Annotated in this window: 9 protein-coding genes, 3 rRNA genes and 3 riboswitches; of the genes, 10 read left to right on the plus strand and 2 right to left on the minus strand. The window is 44.6% G+C overall.

Translation table 11 applies throughout. From position 1 onward, the window contains the following. Window positions 1-42 precede the first annotated feature (42 nt). The gene (locus tag QNH43_RS01895; protein WP_283916608.1) at window positions 43-993 is read right to left on the minus strand and encodes an ABC transporter substrate-binding protein; all 951 of its coding nucleotides are present in this window, start codon (window positions 991-993) and stop codon (window positions 43-45) included. 3 nt (window positions 994-996) lie between these two features. Further along, complete coding sequence (locus QNH43_RS01900) at window positions 997-1,542, minus strand: hypothetical protein (RefSeq protein WP_283916609.1); 546 nt, start codon at window positions 1,540-1,542, stop codon at window positions 997-999. 158 nt (window positions 1,543-1,700) lie between these two features. Further along, window positions 1,701-1,920, minus strand: a riboswitch (cobalamin riboswitch). Window positions 1,921-2,109: 189 nt separating this feature from the next. On the opposite strand from QNH43_RS01900, the gene QNH43_RS01905 reads away from it, so the two are divergent. The 10 genes from QNH43_RS01905 to rrf all read left to right on the plus strand — a co-directional run bounded on the left by QNH43_RS01905 (window position 2,110) and on the right by rrf (window position 18,560). Continuing rightward, a complete protein-coding gene (locus tag QNH43_RS01905; protein WP_283916610.1) occupies window positions 2,110-3,066 on the plus strand; it encodes an AAA family ATPase in 957 nt (318 codons plus the stop codon). Window positions 3,067-3,104: 38 nt separating this feature from the next. Beyond that, window positions 3,105-4,259, plus strand: a complete 1,155-nt coding sequence (locus tag QNH43_RS01910; protein ID WP_283916611.1) for a DUF58 domain-containing protein — start codon at window positions 3,105-3,107, stop codon at window positions 4,257-4,259. After that, the gene (locus tag QNH43_RS01915; protein WP_283916612.1) at window positions 4,256-6,454 is read left to right on the plus strand and encodes a DUF4129 domain-containing transglutaminase family protein; all 2,199 of its coding nucleotides are present in this window, start codon (window positions 4,256-4,258) and stop codon (window positions 6,452-6,454) included. The genes QNH43_RS01910 and QNH43_RS01915 overlap by 4 nt, the downstream gene beginning before the upstream one ends. Window positions 6,455-6,490: 36 nt before the next feature. Continuing rightward, window positions 6,491-6,592, plus strand: a riboswitch (purine riboswitch). A gap of 142 nt (window positions 6,593-6,734) precedes the next feature. Continuing rightward, on the plus strand, window positions 6,735-8,291 hold the full coding sequence (gene guaA, locus QNH43_RS01920; RefSeq protein ID WP_283916613.1) for a glutamine-hydrolyzing GMP synthase: 1,557 nt from the start codon (window positions 6,735-6,737) through the stop codon (window positions 8,289-8,291). Between the two features lie 226 nt (window positions 8,292-8,517). Continuing rightward, a riboswitch (purine riboswitch) is annotated at window positions 8,518-8,619 on the plus strand. Window positions 8,620-8,724: 105 nt separating this feature from the next. After that, window positions 8,725-10,056: an NCS2 family permease gene (locus QNH43_RS01925; protein WP_063235528.1), complete on the plus strand. Its 1,332-nt coding sequence runs from the start codon at window positions 8,725-8,727 to the stop codon at window positions 10,054-10,056. Window positions 10,057-10,209: 153 nt separating this feature from the next. Next, complete coding sequence (glcT, locus tag QNH43_RS01930; protein ID WP_283900321.1) at window positions 10,210-11,052, plus strand: glucose PTS transporter transcription antiterminator GlcT; 843 nt, start codon at window positions 10,210-10,212, stop codon at window positions 11,050-11,052. Between the two features lie 214 nt (window positions 11,053-11,266). Continuing rightward, window positions 11,267-13,336, plus strand: coding sequence for a glucose-specific PTS transporter subunit IIBC (ptsG, locus tag QNH43_RS01935; protein WP_283916614.1), 2,070 nt, complete (start codon window positions 11,267-11,269; stop codon window positions 13,334-13,336). A 383-nt stretch (window positions 13,337-13,719) separates the two neighbouring features. Then, a 16S ribosomal RNA gene (locus QNH43_RS01940) occupies window positions 13,720-15,270 on the plus strand. 178 nt (window positions 15,271-15,448) lie between these two features. Continuing rightward, a 23S ribosomal RNA gene (locus tag QNH43_RS01945) occupies window positions 15,449-18,380 on the plus strand. A 64-nt stretch (window positions 18,381-18,444) separates the two neighbouring features. After that, window positions 18,445-18,560: ribosomal RNA gene (gene rrf / locus QNH43_RS01950) — 5S ribosomal RNA — on the plus strand. Together the 16S, 23S and 5S rRNA genes form the textbook arrangement of a ribosomal RNA operon. Window positions 18,561-18,598: the final 38 nt, after the last annotated feature.

The following is an 18,598-nucleotide window of genomic DNA, read 5'->3' on the forward strand; positions in this document are numbered from 1 at the left end:
AAACTTAGATGCGCCGATTAATTGGTGCATCCTCCTATCGTGTTATTTGAACAAGTCAGGATAAACAGTCTTTGCTGCGAGTTCCACAGCTTCCCCGATCCTTGGTCCAGGACGTGACATGACATTTTCATCAAGCAAATGGACGTCATCGTTTTTCACAGCATCGATATCTTCCCAGCCCTTACGCGATTTAATTTCACCAACGGCATCATCTGCATACGTGGCGGTGGTGATGATGGATTTAGGGTTCCTTTTGACGATTTCTTCATCGGATACTTTAACCCAGCCTTTTTGGTCATCAAAGATGTTTTTTATGCCGGCAGTGTCAAGGATTTCATTTTGGAAGGTCTCCGATCCTGTTGTATAGATTTCCGGAGCAGGACTAACTTCAAAGTATGTTTGTTCCTTTTCATCCAAAGTTTTCACTTTTTCTTCGACACTTGTAATTTGGGATTTGATATCTTTCACTAATTCATCCCCTTTTTCGGCAACACCCATCACTTTAGCGATCTGCCCGATATCACCATATACATCATCGAAATTAGCCGCAGATTTAATGATGAATACAGGGATGCCGGCATCTTCGAGGGGTTTCAGTGCCGTTTCATCACCAATGCTATAAGCTATGATGGCATCAGGTTTCAAGGCAATGATTTTTTCTGCATTGATATTAACAGAGTCTGAAACATGTTCGATATCCTTCGCTTCCTCTGGATAATTATCGAAGTCTGTCACGCCAACGACTTTATCACCTTGTTCAAGGGCAAATAAAATTTCCGTATTGCTTGGCTGAAGTGAAACGACCTTTTCCGGGATTTTCTCGAATTTTATTTTCTTACCAGTATCATCCGTAACGGTATAGTCCCTGATTTCTTCGCCCTTCTTAGTATCTTTATTATCCTTTGAGGATTGATCATCGTTCACTCCGCATCCGCTAAGGAAAAGCGTAAGCATCAGCATGGAAATCCAACTGAATCGTAGGGTTCTCTTCATTATTTATTCCTCCGTTTTCTTTTTCATTGTTTTGGTTGGGTAGGATTTACTTATAAAAGTAATCTCCTCGACCCCCTGTTGCTTATTGACGTAGACTGCCATCACGAAAAATACATTTGCAAGCAAGTGAGTGTAATCAAAAAGAATTCCCGGAATTTCCTTTTCTAGACTTACCTTGTGTAAAGCTCGCACGGACTTTTTGGCTTCACTGCGGCAAGTATGCAAAGTACATGCTGCGGTTGATCCTTGTGGGAGGACGAATGTTTCGATTCGATCCTTCACTTCGGCGACATACCGGTCGTAGATTGCACTTAAACGGTCGAGGTCATCGCCGGTAATGGCTAATTTCCCACGGACTGAACCATTTAAATGGTAAGCCATAGGCAACAATTCCATTAAGTCATGGTATACATCGGGGACATTCTCAGTAAGTGAGGCGGCCAAGCCGATTTGTGTCGTCAATGAGTCTGTACGGATTTCAAAATCGACGGTCGATACGGACTCACGCATGTATGGGTAGTATAAAAAACGAAAGTCTTTCTTTGTCATAAATCTTCCTCCTTTTACGTTTTGGGTGAATGACCTCCGTATTGCTTTTCCCAGCAAGACAAATAGCCGACCAAGGGTTTCGGTCGGCTTCGGGCATCTATGTATCTGTAGTAGAAAAAAGATGGGAGAGCCGTACAATCTCCCATCTTCCGAAGAGCATAATACGATGAAAAAAGGCAGGTCTCCTGGCTTATGCGTCATTTTACTCTAAGAACCTTCCCATTTGGGTTAAATGGACGGTAATCAGCGTGCGATTACATCCTCAAATAGTGGTATGCATCTTATTTCATTAGCACTTACAGTTGCGGAAACAGCTTCGGTTTTAAACCGAATTCCCTATTAAGCTGACAATGCAGCACCTTTTTCTGCAAGGTTCATATTCACTTAGCAACAGTTTACCATACCTTTTTCAATAGGCCGCATTAATATTTTTAGACAAATTCGTTTATGGTTTACCGAATATCTAGTAAACTTACAATGTAAGGGTTAATTGGAGCTTAATGTAAAAATTTCGATATAGAAAAGGTATGAAATAATAGTGATACTGTGAATCCCGGGAGGTAGAGAATGATTTATAAGCAGGTCAATCAAAAACTGGAAATGGTTCTGGGGAATGTCGAAAAGGTGATTATCGGAAAACGGGATATAGCAGAACTAAGTATTGTGGCACTCCTTTCCGGTGGACATGTCTTATTGGAGGATGTTCCGGGCGTGGGGAAGACAGTCATGGTAAGGGCACTGGCAAAATCTATAGGTGCAAGCTTTAAGCGAATTCAATTCACACCTGATTTACTTCCTTCTGATGTTACTGGTGTTTCGATCTTCAATCCTAAGGAACAAGAATTCATTTTTAGGCCAGGTCCGATAATGGGACATATTATTTTAGCCGATGAAATTAACCGGACCTCGCCGAAAACCCAGTCTGCATTGCTTGAAGCCATGGAAGAGGCAAGTGTGACGATTGATGGTGTCACAAGGGGATTGGAGAAGCCATTCTTCGTAATGGCGACACAAAATCCGATCGAGTACGAGGGAACATATCCGCTTCCGGAGGCTCAATTGGATAGATTCCTATTAAAAATGAAAATGGGCTATCCAGGTGTGGAAGAAGAGATAGAGGTTCTTAATAGAGCTCAATACACGGTACCGCTTGAGGAGCTGGAATCCGTCATCACATTGGATGAATTGATAGAATTACAGGCTGACGTAAAAGCTGTGATAGTGGATGACACAATAAAACGATATATTGTTGAATTGGCGAATCGAACACGTACGCATGAAGGGGTCTATTTAGGTGTAAGCCCGCGTGGATCGATAGCATTGATGAAGGCAGCCCAGGCTTACGCGCTGATCCAGGGCAGGGACTATGTTCTGCCGGACGATGTTCAATATTTAGTTCCATTCGTATTTTCCCACCGGCTTATTTTGAAACCTGAAGCGAATTATGATGGCTTCGATGCTGGAATGGTGATACATGAAGTTGTGGCGACAACACAGGTGCCAGTGAAGCGGGCTATGACCTGATGCGCAAATTCATCAATATTTTAAGGGGAAATATGAGTGTGGTCGGACTGGTATTACTCATGACCGTTTCCTTTTGCTATGCAATGTTTCAAGGCGGTTTTGTCAGTTGGTTCATTTTTTATTCATTTTTGCCGTTTTCTGTGTACGCTTTGATTCTGCTGTTTTATCCGCTGCAGGATTTGACCGTTGAGAGAAAGGTCAATAAAAGGGAATGCCATTCCGGCGAATCTGTTGAAATAGCATTGACGTTTACCCGTAAAAACCGGCTGCCTCTATTATTTATGGTGGTAGAGGAGGAATTGCCTCAACAGCTGGAAGATAGGGGGTTCCAAAGGAAAATAATTATCTTTCCTGGATTCAGGCGTACCTTCAACATGTCATATACCTTGGAAAACTTGGAGCGTGGAGAGCATTCCTTTCAATTGATCCGCTTTTGGATTGGGGACTTTTTCGGGTTAGTCGAAAAGGAAGCGATATATAGTTCACCTCTGAAAATAACTGTTTTTCCTCGTTATCATGAGCTTGCCTACAGTGATCTTGATCGAGTGTTCAATCAGGGGGCAGTGGTTTCAACAAAGAAAACACAACGGGAACATTCAGTGGTCTCCGGAGTAAGGGAATATCAGCCAGGCGATCAGTTGTCATGGATTAATTGGAAGGCGACGGCCAGAACGAGTGAAATCATGACGAAGGAATTCGAAGTGCAGAAAAACCGGGATGTATTCATCATGCTTGATGAAAAGCCGTCTGATCTATTCGAAGAATCCATTGTAATGGCGGCTTCTCTTGCCCACGCCATGTTAAAGAAAGGCATGGAAATTGGGTATGTGAGTATGGGATCGAGGTTGATCATACCGGCAGCAGCAGGAAATAACCAGAAACGAAAGATTTTTTACAGACTTGTTAAAGAAGAGCCGGGTGTTGTAAACGCATTGAACGAAAGTGTCAGGAAGGGTATTCTTCCGGCAAACGCTGCTGTGATATTCATCGTTACAGACTTAACCTTAGAAAAGGTGGACATATTGAGCGCTTTCCGGCCTAATCAGGGATTAATGTTATGTGTTAAGAAACAGGCAGATCTTACTGATGAGGAAAGGTTGTCAAGTTCTACAGCTGTTTCGAGGGGGATAAAGGTTAGCTTTTTTGAAAATGGCCAACTAAAGTTTGATAGACCAGGGGTGATGGCAAAATGAATGTCACTACCGATAAGCTGGAAAGGTTCATGCATGTCCTAATGTATGTATTTGGTCTGGTGTTGATTACTGAATGGTTAAGGCCTGTCGATAAACTAACGGATACAGGTAATATCATCATTTTTATCTTATTTTTGGTCTATTCCCTGCTACTGCATTATTTCCGCATACATTGGTCAATGCGATTTATTCTCATTAGTTCTTATATAATGATTTCATTACAGTTCCTCCATTCAAAAGACGCTTTATTTCAATTGTCATGGCTGAAAGGATTTCTAGCGGATTTTAAGGGCAATCTTGGTTTTATATATGATGGGAATTGGGAGTTGATCACAAATCCATTTCGAACGTTGCTATTCTTTGTCCTTCTTTGGCTTGTAACATATTTGATTCATTACTGGGTGATGGTTAGGCAAAGCATCTTTTTCTTTTTTATGTTAACGGTGATTTTTATATCTGTACTTGACACATTCACTCCTTATGTGGGGGATATGGCAATGATTAGAATAATCATCATCGGGTTCTTGATGCTGGGCCTGCTTTCCCTGCTGCGACTGACGATACAGGAGAGGATTAAGATTCCGATGGTTTCCATCAATAAGTGGATCTTGATGCTGACCGGCATGATATTGGTAAGTGTCCTTGTTGGTTTCGCTGCACCTAAGCTCTCTCCGCAGTGGCCGGACCCGGTGCCTTATATTACTTCTTATTCTGATGAAGCGGGGAAAGAAGAAGGTGGTTCGAAGCGTAAAAGTGTCGGATATGATGAAGACGATTCGGAACTTGGCGGTTCGATAGAGCCGGATAGTTCCATCGTTTTTTATAATAATGCTCCTGCAGGACATTACTGGAAAGTTGAGAACAAGGATATTTATACCGGTAAAGGGTGGGTTTCCATCATGGAAACGGACTTTCACACTTTTTCCAACGGACAGGATATGGCATCTTTAGGTATTTACGACGTTCCTGAAATGGTGAGGACAGAAGAAATGACGGCAAAAGTGTCCATGACGGAATCATATTCCCATATCCTTCATCCGCAGTCCGGGTATTTAAAAAAGATTGAGGCCAAAAACGGGGTGGATTTCAAATATTATCAGGGTATGGACAAAGTGATATCCGAACAGGGTATTGGCGAACGAATGTCCCCGAAAGAGTATGAGCTTTTCTATGATATGCCGAGTTTTGATATAGCTGAGTTAAGGAAGGTAACGGATCACGACGAATCGATGGATTTAATAATGGAAAAAAACACTCAGCTTCCAGAGGGATTGCCAAACCGGATATATGAATTGGCATCCCGGCTTACAAGAAATGAAACGAATTGGTACGATAAGGCAAAAGCCATTGAGGATTATTTTGACGGACCTGAATTCATTTATTCTAAGGACGATATTCCGTATCCGGAGAGCAATCAAGATTATGTCGATCAATTTTTATTCGAGACACAGATAGGGTATTGCGATAATTTTTCAAGTGCAATGGTCGTTTTGCTAAGAGCCGCCAATATACCTGCAAGGTGGGTAAAGGGTTATACGGAAGGGGAAAAATCAATCCTTGAGGGCGAATCCGTTTATAAGGTGACCAATAATAATGCACATTCCTGGGTCGAGGTTTATTTTGCAGGGATCGGCTGGGTTCCCTTCGAGCCGACAAAGGGTTTCGATGGGGAAGTTGAATTTTACGATTCGGAATTGAAACAGGAAGTGAAGAACCCTGAAGAAACCCCAACTAATGAAGAGCAAACAAAGAAAGCTACCAGGGAATTTCATGATACACCCGATAGGGAAACTCGAACATCCGTGAAAACTGGTATTGGGAACATGGAAAGGTTCTTAAAATGGATTGCCATCACACTGTCAGGTGTATTGATACTCGCTTCTATTGGTTATTTCTTCAGAAGGAAGTGGATTCCTCATCTGCAGATTCTTCGTTATAGAAAGAAAACAGGTGCTCATTTCCCGGCAGCCTATTTAATATTATTGAAACAATTAAAACGAGCTGGGTTGGTTCGTCCGGAGGGGCAAACTTTAAGGGAGTACGCAGCCTATGTGGATGCAGTGTACGATACGGATGAAATGAGTGAATTGACGGCTAAATATGAGTTAATGATATATCGTGGAGACGTGGAAGTTGGCGAATGGAAACACTTTCAAGAGGGTTGGGAAAGCTTAATGAGAAAAACTAGCTCTTGACCAGGTTTTTATTATATTGATACAATAACAAAAACTAACTTAAACTAATATATCCTTCATATATCCTCGATAATATGGATCGAAAGTTTCTACCGAATCACCGTAAATGATTTGACTATGAAGGCGGATTTTAACAGGAAAGCTGAAAATCTGCCTTCGTCTATACTTTTTCTGTATTTTTGAGGGTGGATTTTTAGTTTTTCTTTTTTTATGATAATATTTTTTATAAGAAATTATCACTCGATTTTATGAGTGAATTACATTGATAGAGGTGACGTTTGTGCCGGGGAAAACAGAATTGCAAAAAAACCAGGAAATGATCGTAGTACTTGATTTCGGAAGCCAATATAATCAATTGATCACTCGTCGTATCCGCGAATTTGGTGTGTACAGTGAGCTTCATCCTCATACAATTACTGTAGAAGAAATCGAGAAAATGAACCCAACGGGAATTATTTTCTCAGGGGGCCCGAACAGTGTTTATGATGCGAATGCATTTGGTTGTGATGAACGCATTTTCGAAATGGGCCTTCCGATTTTCGGTATTTGTTATGGCATGCAGCTTATGACTAAACATTTTGGCGGTAAGGTGGAGCCAGCGAAAAACCGTGAATACGGAAAAGCGACACTTGCCATCCAAAATGAGTCCAAGTTATTCAGCGACCTGCCAAAAGAACAAATCGTCTGGATGAGCCATGGTGATTTAGTTGTGGAAACGCCTGAAGGTTTCCAAATTGATGGGACGAACCCGTCTTGCCCAATTTCGGCTATGAGTGACGAGTCACGTAAATTGTATGCCGTTCAATTCCATCCAGAAGTCCGTCATTCAGTATACGGTAATGACATTTTGAAAAATTTCGTATTCGGCGTTTGTGGCTGTAAAGGTGACTGGTCAATGGAGAACTTCATTGAAATAGAAATGGAGAAAATCCGCCAAACGGTCGGAGATAAAAAAGTGTTATGCGCATTGAGCGGCGGTGTGGATTCATCCGTGGTTGCTGTATTGATCCATAAAGCGATTGGCGATCAGCTGACATGTATTTTCGTTGATCATGGATTACTTCGTAAAGGGGAAGCCGAAGGTGTAATGGAAACATTCAGTGAAGGCTTCAATATGAACGTAATCAAGGTCGATGCAAAAGAACGTTTCCTATCGAAACTTGCTGGCGTTTCAGATCCGGAACAAAAACGGAAAATCATCGGTAACGAGTTCATCTACGTATTCGATGACGAAGCAACGAAGCTCGAAGGAATTGATTTCCTTGCACAGGGTACACTTTACACAGACATTATCGAGAGTGGTACGGCCACTGCACAAACAATTAAATCGCATCACAACGTTGGCGGTCTGCCGGAAGATATGCAATTTAAATTGATTGAGCCATTGAACACTCTATTCAAGGATGAAGTGCGGGCACTTGGAAGTGAAATGGGCATTCCGGATGAAATCGTTTGGCGTCAACCATTCCCGGGCCCAGGTTTAGGTATTCGTGTATTAGGCGAAATTTCAGATGAAAAACTAGAAATCGTTCGTGAATCTGACCATATCTTACGTGAAGAAATTAAAAAGAATGGTTTGGAACGTGAAATTTGGCAGTACTTTACGGTGCTTCCTAACATTCGAAGCGTTGGGGTTATGGGCGACGCGCGTACGTATGATTATACAATCGGAATCCGTGCTGTTACATCCATTGACGGAATGACGTCCGATTGGGCGAGAATCCCATGGGATGTACTTGAAATCATCTCAACGAGAATCGTTAATGAAGTAAACCATGTAAACCGCGTCGTGTATGACATTACGTCTAAGCCGCCTGCAACGATCGAGTGGGAATAGAAGATTAAAATCATCCAATCAGTGAAGGAATTGACCTTCACTGATTTTTTTTGGTTAAATTAATTTTTGAATATGTAGATTACTTACATTTCCCGTATGTTGGCGAATATATAGTCATAATAAGTAAGGAATATATAGTGAAAAGCGAACATTGCCTAAAATTACATAAAAAATATTCGTTTGGTATATTGACGATTATTTTAGTGATTGGTACACTATACCTATAATAATAAAAAAACATAATTGTCGTATAATATTGGGGATATGGCCCAAAAGTTTCTACCAAGCTGCCGTGAACGGCTTGACTACGATGTGTATGGATTGGCGAGTATGGATAAACCGCCACTTCTTTACATGACCGCAGTCAAGCCCCGTTCGAAAGTGAATGGGGCATTTTCTGTTGGCTTATGATTTTAGATAGGGGAGACTCATAATGAAAAATTATTTTCGGTTTAACGAGCTGGGAACTAATTATCGCCGTGAAATACTTGGCGGGCTGACTACGTTCCTTTCAATGGCATATATCCTGGTTGTTAACCCTGTGATGCTGACTTTACAAAGCATCGAGGACTATCCGGATGAATTGAGAATGGACTACGGAGCGGTTTTTGCAGCTACCGCCTTAGCAGCTGCAATTGGCTCGATATTGATGGGGCTTATAGCCAGGTATCCAATCTCGCTTGCCCCGGGCATGGGATTGAATGCTTTCTTCGCTTTCACCGTTGTACTTGGTTTTGGGATTCCTTGGCAGACGGCTTTATCAGGGGTATTGATTTCAGGTATAATCTTCGTTTTGCTTTCCCTATCGGGAATACGTGAGAAAATCATTAATGCAATTCCGGTCGAATTGAAATACGCAGTTGGAGCCGGTATCGGTTTGTTCATTACCTTTGTAGGGTTTCAGAATGCTGGAATCATCACGAATGATGACAGCGTGCTTGTCGGACTGGGCGACTTGACATCAGGAAATACATTATTGGCTGTGTTCGGAATTGTCGTAACCGTCATTTTGATGACGAGAGGCGTCAAAAGCGGCGTGTTCATAGGAATGGTCATTACGGCCATTGCAGGGATGATCTTTGGACAAGTTCCGGTGCCGGAGAAAATAATCGGTGCCGTCCCTAGCATAGCGCCAACATTCGGGGTTGCTTTCGATGCCTTCGGAAATCCCGGTGATCTCTTCACTGGTCAAATGTTAATCGTGATATTGACCTTCTTGTTCGTAGCTTTCTTTGATACAGCCGGTACGTTAGTGGCTGTTGCGCAACAAGCTGGACTAATGAAGGATAATGTACTTCCTAGAGTGGGAAAAGGATTGCTTGCTGATTCATTATCCATCGTTTCAGGAGCAATTCTTGGTACATCCACCACGACATCATATGTAGAGTCTACATCAGGTGTTGCGGCTGGTGCTCGAAGCGGTTTTGCGGCTGTAGTGACAGGTTTACTGTTTGTCCTATCCCTTTTCTTCTTCCCGCTTCTTTCAGTGGTGACATCTGCGGTGACTGCGCCGGCATTGGTTATAGTCGGAGTGTTAATGGCATCATCACTTAAAAATATTGACTGGCAGAAGTTCGAAATTGCAGTTCCGGCCTTCTTTACGGTCATCATGATGCCTATGACATATTCAATTGCGACAGGTATAGCTTGCGGATTCATTTTCTATCCGATCACCATGTCGATGAAAGGGAGAGCTAAAGAGGTTCACCCAATCATGTGGGGTCTTGGAGTCGTCTTCCTGCTATATTTCATTTTCTTGAAGTAATAATGCAAGTGTATAAGGAGAGTCCCGATTTCGGGGCTCTTCTTTCATGTTGTAAGAGAAAGCTCATATCGTGTATAGTAAAAAGACTAAGTACTTAGTACTTTATCCTGTATGGGGCATAGGGATGACTTTGAGAAAAAAAGAGGGAGAAAAATGAATGGTTTTATCGTTGAAAAGGTTTTGAACAATAACGTGGTGATTGCCACGCATCCGTCGTATGGAGAAGTCGTTTCTATTGGAAAGGGCTTAGGCTTCAACCGAAAGAAGGGCGAAGAGTTAAGTCCGGAACTTGCGGAGAAAACGTTTGTCCTGAAAAATGTTAAGGAACAGGAAAGTTACAAAAAACTTTTGCCGCAGATCGATCAAAATCTTCAAGCTGCCATTATAGAATCCATTCATCTCATTAACGACCGAGTAACTGGAAAACTCAATGAACATATACATGTCGGCTTAACTGATCATTTATTGTTCGCCCTTCAGCGTGTTTCACAAGGAATGACTATCAAAAACCCATTCTTGAAAGAAACGATAACCCTTTATCCTTTTGAACATGATATTGCTGTTGATGTAATCGAATTAATTCAAGATAAGACAGGCATAGGCCTGCCCCAAGGGGAAATCGGTTTTATTACGCTTCATATTCATAGTGCAATATCAAATAAGGACTTATCGGAAGTCAATCAGCATTCGCAGTTAATCTATCATCTTATCCAAGTCGTTGAAGAACAGCTCAACGTACAAATTAATAAGGATAGCATAGACTATTCACGTTTGGTCCGTCATTTAAGATTCATGATAGACAGGGTGTTGGCTGGGGAAAAAGTTGAGGAACCCGAAAAAATAGCAATGCTATTGAAAGAAGAATATCCTCTGTGTTACAATATCTCTTGGAAGCTAATAAAAATTATGCAGCAGAAATTAGGCAAACCGGTTTGTGATGCGGAAGCTGTCTATCTAACGATGCATATCCAACGATTACAAAAGAAAATAAAATAAAAGTACATTAACTTACGTGTTACTGATTCGATCAGGCATAAGTGAGGAGAATGATTGTTATGAAAGAGGGTATTATATACCTGAATTTTCATTTCAATCCTATCTTTGCTTATGCCTTTTTTGTATTTGAATTCTGATGCGTGGGAAGATGAATGCCATCGTTTAATGTAACCGTTTTATTAGCATGGAAAAACAGTAAAGAGGAGGAAAACCTATGTTTAAGAAGTTGTTTGGCGTTTTGCAAAAAATCGGAAAAGCTTTGATGCTTCCTGTAGCCATTTTACCGGCGGCCGGAATTTTACTTGCGTTTGGTAATGCATTGCAAAACGAAACTTTGTTGGATATCGCCCCGTTTCTTGCGAGTGGCGGAGTGGAAATGGTTGCATCGGTAATGGAGAATGCCGGAAATATTATTTTTGGGAATCTTCCCTTGTTGTTTGCTGTTGGGGTCGCAATTGGGTTAGCTGGCGGAGAGGGTGTTGCCGGCCTGGCTGCGATTATCGGGTTCTTGATCATGAATGTAACGATGGGAACTGTTCTTGGGATTGACGCTGCCGACATTGAGAACAATGGTGCGGTGTATAGCAATGTCCTGGGGATCCCGACGTTGGGAACGGGCGTGTTCGGCGGTATTATTGTCGGTGTCATGGCTGCTGTTATGTATAATAAATTTTATGAAATTGAACTGCCTTCTTATTTAGGATTCTTTGCAGGTAAACGTTTTGTACCCATTGTAACAGCCGCAAGCGCAGTTATTCTTGGGTTGTTGATGATTTTGGTTTGGCCGACGATTCAATCGGGGTTAAATTCATTTTCCGAAAACATGTTGGGTGCTAACCTGACTCTGGGAGCGTTCGTGTTTGGGGTTGTAGAACGTGCGTTGATTCCTTTTGGATTGCATCATATCTTCTATTCGCCATTCTGGTTCGAATTTGGCAGCTATATCCCTCAAGGCGGGGGAACGCCAGTCAGAGGAGACCAAGCCATCTTCATGGCACAAATTAAAGATGGTGTACAGAATTTAACGGCAGGTACCTTCATGACCGGTAAGTATCCATTCATGATGTTTGGGTTACCAGCTGCGGCTTTGGCCATTTATCATGAAGCAAGACCGGAAAGAAAGAAAATAGTCGGGGGCTTGATGGCTTCTGCGGCACTTACATCTTTCTTGACGGGGATTACTGAGCCACTTGAATTTGCATTCTTATTTGTTGCACCGGTGCTTTTCGGAATCCACTGTCTGTTTGCGGGTCTATCATTCATGACCATGCATTTACTGGATGTGAAAATCGGGATGACGTTTTCAGGTGGGTTGATCGATTACGTACTGTTCGGTTTAATTAATCCGCAAACCAATGCATGGATCGTTATTCCGGTTGGTTTGGTCTTTGCGGTTATCTATTACTTTGGATTCCGATTTGCGATAAGGACGTTTAACCTTAAAACTCCGGGCCGTGAAGTGGAAGAGGATGAGGAAGCGGAAGGATCTGCAAGTACAGCGGGAAGTCTTCCTGGAGATATCTTGGATGCTATGGGCGGAAAAGAAAATATTTCTCACTTGGATGCATGCATTACCCGTCTTCGTGTATCAGTCAATGACATCGGTAACGTTGATAAAAATAGGTTGAAGAAACTTGGTGCCGCTGGAGTTCTGGAAGTGGGCAATAACATCCAGGCAATCTTCGGGCCGCGTTCGGAAACTATTAAGGGGCAAATGAAAGATATCATCGATGGAAAAAGGCCTCGTAAAGTAGAAGCGTCTCCTGAAGTAGGCGTGGAAAAACAAATTGAGGATGTCGTCCCGAACCCTTTACGGACGGATGAAGATTCCGAGCGTTTTGTTTCTCCTATTAAAGGGGAATTAAAACCGATCACGGAAGTGCCTGATGCAGTTTTTGCCGAAAAAATGATGGGTGATGGATTTGCAATTGTACCGGAGGAAGGCTTGGTTGTTTCTCCTGTAGACGGTACTATCGTTAACCTATTCCCGACTAAACATGCAATAGGTATCGTTTCAGAAGCTGGACGTGAAATCTTGATTCATGTCGGGATCGATACAGTTAAGTTAGAAGGCAAAGGTTTCGAAGCACTTGTCGCTCAAGGAGATAAAGTGACAAGCGGACAGCCGCTGCTTAAAGTTGATATAGAGTATGTCAAAAACAATGCCAGCTCTATCATTACGCCAATCGTCTTTACTAACCTTTCCGAAGGTGAAGGTGTGAAGATTGAAAAGGCCGGAAATGTAGATAGGGAAGAAGCGGACGTAATTTCCATCAATAAATAATCATTAATAACAGGAGGGCAGCTATTATCGGCTGCCCTCCTGTTTTTGATAATTCATTAGCAGGGTCCGGCTTCTATAGAAGGAAAGTAGTGTATATATAGAAGAAGGTGGGTCATGAAAAAAATAAGGGAATTTTAAAAGATTAAATTGACTTATCTATATGCAAGTGCTAATATATTAAATACACCGCTTGAGACAAAAAAGATAAACAAGTAAATGATAATTTGTTGTTGACTTTATGTTTGAAAGGTGTTAGACTAATTAAGTCGCTAAAACAAGCGATGGAAAATATTGCTCTTTGAAAACTGAACAAAACAAAGCGCCAACGTTAAATTTTAAGTGAGCACACACTATCAAAAAAGCGAATGAGCAAGTCAAACATTTCTTCGGAGAGTTTGATCCTGGCTCAGGACGAACGCTGGCGGCGTGCCTAATACATGCAAGTCGAGCGAATCGACGGGAGCTTGCTCCCTGAGATTAGCGGCGGACGGGTGAGTAACACGTGGGCAACCTGCCTATAAGACTGGGATAACTTCGGGAAACCGGAGCTAATACCGGATACGTTCTTTTCTCGCATGAGAGAAGATGGAAAGACGGTTTACGCTGTCACTTATAGATGGGCCCGCGGCGCATTAGCTAGTTGGTGAGGTAATGGCTCACCAAGGCGACGATGCGTAGCCGACCTGAGAGGGTGATCGGCCACACTGGGACTGAGACACGGCCCAGACTCCTACGGGAGGCAGCAGTAGGGAATCTTCCGCAATGGACGAAAGTCTGACGGAGCAACGCCGCGTGAACGAAGAAGGCCTTCGGGTCGTAAAGTTCTGTTGTTAGGGAAGAACAAGTACCAGAGTAACTGCTGGTACCTTGACGGTACCTAACCAGAAAGCCACGGCTAACTACGTGCCAGCAGCCGCGGTAATACGTAGGTGGCAAGCGTTGTCCGGAATTATTGGGCGTAAAGCGCGCGCAGGTGGTTCCTTAAGTCTGATGTGAAAGCCCACGGCTCAACCGTGGAGGGTCATTGGAAACTGGGGGACTTGAGTGCAGAAGAGGAAAGTGGAATTCCAAGTGTAGCGGTGAAATGCGTAGAGATTTGGAGGAACACCAGTGGCGAAGGCGACTTTCTGGTCTGTAACTGACACTGAGGCGCGAAAGCGTGGGGAGCAAACAGGATTAGATACCCTGGTAGTCCACGCCGTAAACGATGAGTGCTAAGTGTTAGAGGGTTTCCGCCCTTTAGTGCTGCAGCTAACGCATTAAGCACTCCGCCTGGGGAGTACGGCCGCAAGGCTGAAACTCAAAGGAATTGACGGGGGCCCGCACAAGCGGTGGAGCATGTGGTTTAATTCGAAGCAACGCGAAGAACCTTACCAGGTCTTGACATCCTCTGATAACCCTAGAGATAGGGCTTTCCCCTTCGGGGGACAGAGTGACAGGTGGTGCATGGTTGTCGTCAGCTCGTGTCGTGAGATGTTGGGTTAAGTCCCGCAACGAGCGCAACCCTTGATCTTAGTTGCCAGCATTCAGTTGGGCACTCTAAGGTGACTGCCGGTGACAAACCGGAGGAAGGTGGGGATGACGTCAAATCATCATGCCCCTTATGACCTGGGCTACACACGTGCTACAATGGATGGTACAAAGGGCTGCAAACCTGCGAAGGTAAGCGAATCCCATAAAGCCATTCTCAGTTCGGATTGCAGGCTGCAACTCGCCTGCATGAAGCCGGAATCGCTAGTAATCGCGGATCAGCATGCCGCGGTGAATACGTTCCCGGGCCTTGTACACACCGCCCGTCACACCACGAGAGTTTGTAACACCCGAAGTCGGTGAGGTAACCTTCATGGAGCCAGCCGCCTAAGGTGGGACAGATGATTGGGGTGAAGTCGTAACAAGGTAGCCGTATCGGAAGGTGCGGCTGGATCACCTCCTTTCTAAGGATAATTACGAGAGCGCTTTTGTTTTGTTCAGTTTTGAATGAGTAATTCATTCAAATAGGAAAGAGATGCATCACGATGTGATGAAAATCCTTTCTGCTTTGTTCCTTGAAAACTAGATAATAGATAGAAGGCAATTAATTTTTTTCAAAGCATCTGTAAGATCTTTTTTAACGGTTAAGTTAGAAAGGGCGCACGGTGGATGCCTTGGCACTAGGAGCCGATGAAGGACGGGACTAACACCGATATGCTTCGGGGAGCTGTAAGTAAGCTTTGATCCGGAGATTTCCGAATGGGGAAACCCACTGTTCGTAATGGAACAGTATCTTTACCTGAATACATAGGGTACTGAAGGCAGACCCGGGGAACTGAAACATCTAAGTACCCGGAGGAAGAGAAAGCAAACGCGATTTCCTGAGTAGCGGCGAGCGAAACGGAATTAGCCCAAACCAAGAGGCTTGCCTCTTGGGGTTGTAGGACACTCAACATGGAGTTACAAAGGAACGGGGTAAATGAAGCGATCTGGAAAGGTCCGTCGAAGAAGGTAAAAACCCTGTAGTTGAAACTTCGTTCCCTCCTGAGTGGATCCTGAGTACGGCGGGACACGAGAAATCCCGTCGGAAGCAGGGAGGACCATCTCCCAAGGCTAAATACTCCCTAGTGACCGATAGTGAACCAGTACCGTGAGGGAAAGGTGAAAAGCACCCCGGAAGGGGAGTGAAATAGATCCTGAAACCGTGTGCCTACAAGTAGTCAAAGCCCGTTAATGGGTAATGGCGTGCCTTTTGTAGAATGAACCGGCGAGTTACGATTTCATGCGAGGTTAAGTTGATGAGACGGAGCCGCAGCGAAAGCGAGTCTGAATAGGGCGAATGAGTATGAGGTCGTAGACCCGAAACCAGGTGATCTACCCATGTCCAGGGTGAAGTTCAGGTAACACTGAATGGAGGCCCGAACCCACGCACGTTGAAAAGTGCGGGGATGAGGTGTGGGTAGCGGAGAAATTCCAATCGAACCTGGAGATAGCTGGTTCTCTCCGAAATAGCTTTAGGGCTAGCCTCAAGATGAGAGTATTGGAGGTAGAGCACTGATTGGACTAGGGGCCCCCAACGGGTTACCGAATTCAGTCAAACTCCGAATGCCAAATACTTATTCTTGGGAGTCAGACTGCGAGTGATAAGATCCGTAGTCGAAAGGGAAACAGCCCAGACCACCAGCTAAGGTCCCAAAGTATACGTTAAGTGGAAAAGGATGTGGAGTTGCTTAGACAACCAGGATGTTGGCTTAGAAGCAGCCACCATTTAAAGAGTGCGTAATAGCTCACTGGTCGAGTGACTCCGCGCCGAAAATGTACCGGGGCTAAACGTATCACCGAAGCTGTGGATTGACACCATTGGTGTCGATGGTAGGAGAGCGTTCTAAGGGCGTTGAAGTCAGACCGGAAGGACTGGTGGAGCGCTTAGAAGTGAGAATGCCGGTATGAGTAGCGAAAGAAGGGTGAGAATCCCTTCCACCGAATGCCTAAGGTTTCCTGAGGAAGGCTCGTCCGCTCAGGGTTAGTCGGGACCTAAGCCGAGGCCGAAAGGCGTAGGCGATGGACAACAGGTTGATATTCCTGTACCACCTATACATCGTTTGAACGATGGGGGGACGCAGAAGGATAGGGTAAGCGCGCTGTTGGATATGCGCGTCCAAGCAGTTAGGCCGGAAACGAGGCAAATCCCGTTTCCATTAAGGCGGAGCTGTGATGGCGAGGGAAATATAGTACCGAAGTTCCTGATTCCACGCTGCCAAGAAAAGCCTCTAGTGAGATGTAAGGTGCCCGTACCGCAAACCGACACAGGTAGGCGAGGAGAGAATCCTAAGGTGTGCGAGAGAACTCTCGTTAAGGAACTCGGCAAAATGACCCCGTAACTTCGGGAGAAGGGGTGCTTTTTAGGGTGAATAGCCCAGAAAAGCCGCAGTGAATAGGCCCAGGCGACTGTTTAGCAAAAACACAGGTCTCTGCGAAGCCGCAAGGCGAAGTATAGGGGCTGACACCTGCCCGGTGCTGGAAGGTTAAGGGGAGAGGTTAGCGCAAGCGAAGCTTTGAACCGAAGCCCCAGTAAACGGCGGCCGTAACTATAACGGTCCTAAGGTAGCGAAATTCCTTGTCGGGTAAGTTCCGACCCGCACGAAAGGTGTAACGATCTGGGCACTGTCTCAACGAGAGACTCGGTGAAATTATAGTACCTGTGAAGATGCAGGTTACCCGCGACAGGACGGAAAGACCCCGTGGAGCTTTACTGCAGCCTGATATTGAATTTTGGTACAGCTTGTACAGGATAGGTAGGAGCCTGAGAAGCCGGAGCGCCAGCTTCGGTGGAGGCGTTGGTGGGATACTACCCTGGCTGTATTGAAATTCTAACCCGCGCCCCTCATCGGGGTGGGAGACAGTGTCAGGTGGGCAGTTTGACTGGGGCGGTCGCCTCCTAAAGAGTAACGGAGGCGCCCAAAGGTTCCCTCAGAATGGTTGGAAATCATTCGTAGAGTGTAAAGGCACAAGGGAGCTTGACTGCGAGACCTACAAGTCGAGCAGGGACGAAAGTCGGGCTTAGTGATCCGGTGGTTCCGCATGGAAGGGCCATCGCTCAACGGATAAAAGCTACCCCGGGGATAACAGGCTTATCTCCCCCAAGAGTCCACATCGACGGGGAGGTTTGGCACCTCGATGTCGGCTCATCGCATCCTGGGGCTGTAGTCGGTCCCAAGGGTTGGGCTGTTCGCCCATTAAAGCGGTACGCGAGCTGGGTTCAGAACGTCGTGAGACAGTTCGGTCCCTATCCGTCGCGGGCGCAGGAAATTTGAGAGGAGCTGTCCTTAGTACGAGAGGACCGGGATGGACGCACCGCTGGTGTACCAGTTGTCTTGCCAAAGGCATAGCTGGGTAGCTACGTGCGGACGGGATAAGTGCTGAAAGCATCTAAGCATGAAGCCCCCCTCAAGATGAGATTTCCCATGGCGCAAGCTAGTAAGATCCCTGAAAGATGATCAGGTTGATAGGTCAGAGGTGGAAGCATGGTGACATGTGGAGCTGACTGATACTAATAGATCGAGGACTTAACCAACGCTTTTTAAAAAATGAAATACCTTCTTATTATCTAGTTTTGAAGGAACAACGTTCCTTACATGTTTGGTGGCGATAGCGAAGAGGTCACACCCGTTCCCATTCCGAACACGGCAGTTAAGCTCTTCAGCGCCGATGGTAGTTGGGGGTTTCCCCCTGTGAGAGTAGGACGCCGCCAAGCCATTTAGAAAGATCAGCCATCCTGGCTGGTCTTTTTTG

It is taken from the genome of Peribacillus simplex, from assembly GCF_030123325.1.
Classification (GTDB): domain Bacteria; phylum Bacillota; class Bacilli; order Bacillales; family DSM-1321; genus Peribacillus; species Peribacillus simplex_D.

Excerpts from the sequence above, each read along its gene's own strand:
- QNH43_RS01895 (WP_283916608.1), bottom strand. The coding sequence starts at position 993 with ATGAAGAGAACCCTACGATTCAGTTGGATTTCCATGCTGATGCTTACG.
- QNH43_RS01900 (WP_283916609.1), bottom strand. The coding sequence starts at position 1,542 with ATGACAAAGAAAGACTTTCGTTTTTTATACTACCCATACATGCGTGAG.
- QNH43_RS01905 (WP_283916610.1), top strand. The coding sequence starts at position 2,110 with ATGATTTATAAGCAGGTCAATCAAAAACTGGAAATGGTTCTGGGGAAT.
- QNH43_RS01915 (WP_283916612.1), top strand. The coding sequence starts at position 4,256 with ATGAATGTCACTACCGATAAGCTGGAAAGGTTCATGCATGTCCTAATG.
- QNH43_RS01925 (WP_063235528.1), top strand. The coding sequence starts at position 8,725 with ATGAAAAATTATTTTCGGTTTAACGAGCTGGGAACTAATTATCGCCGT.
- glcT (WP_283900321.1), top strand. The coding sequence starts at position 10,210 with ATGAATGGTTTTATCGTTGAAAAGGTTTTGAACAATAACGTGGTGATT.
- ptsG (WP_283916614.1), top strand. The coding sequence starts at position 11,267 with ATGTTTAAGAAGTTGTTTGGCGTTTTGCAAAAAATCGGAAAAGCTTTG.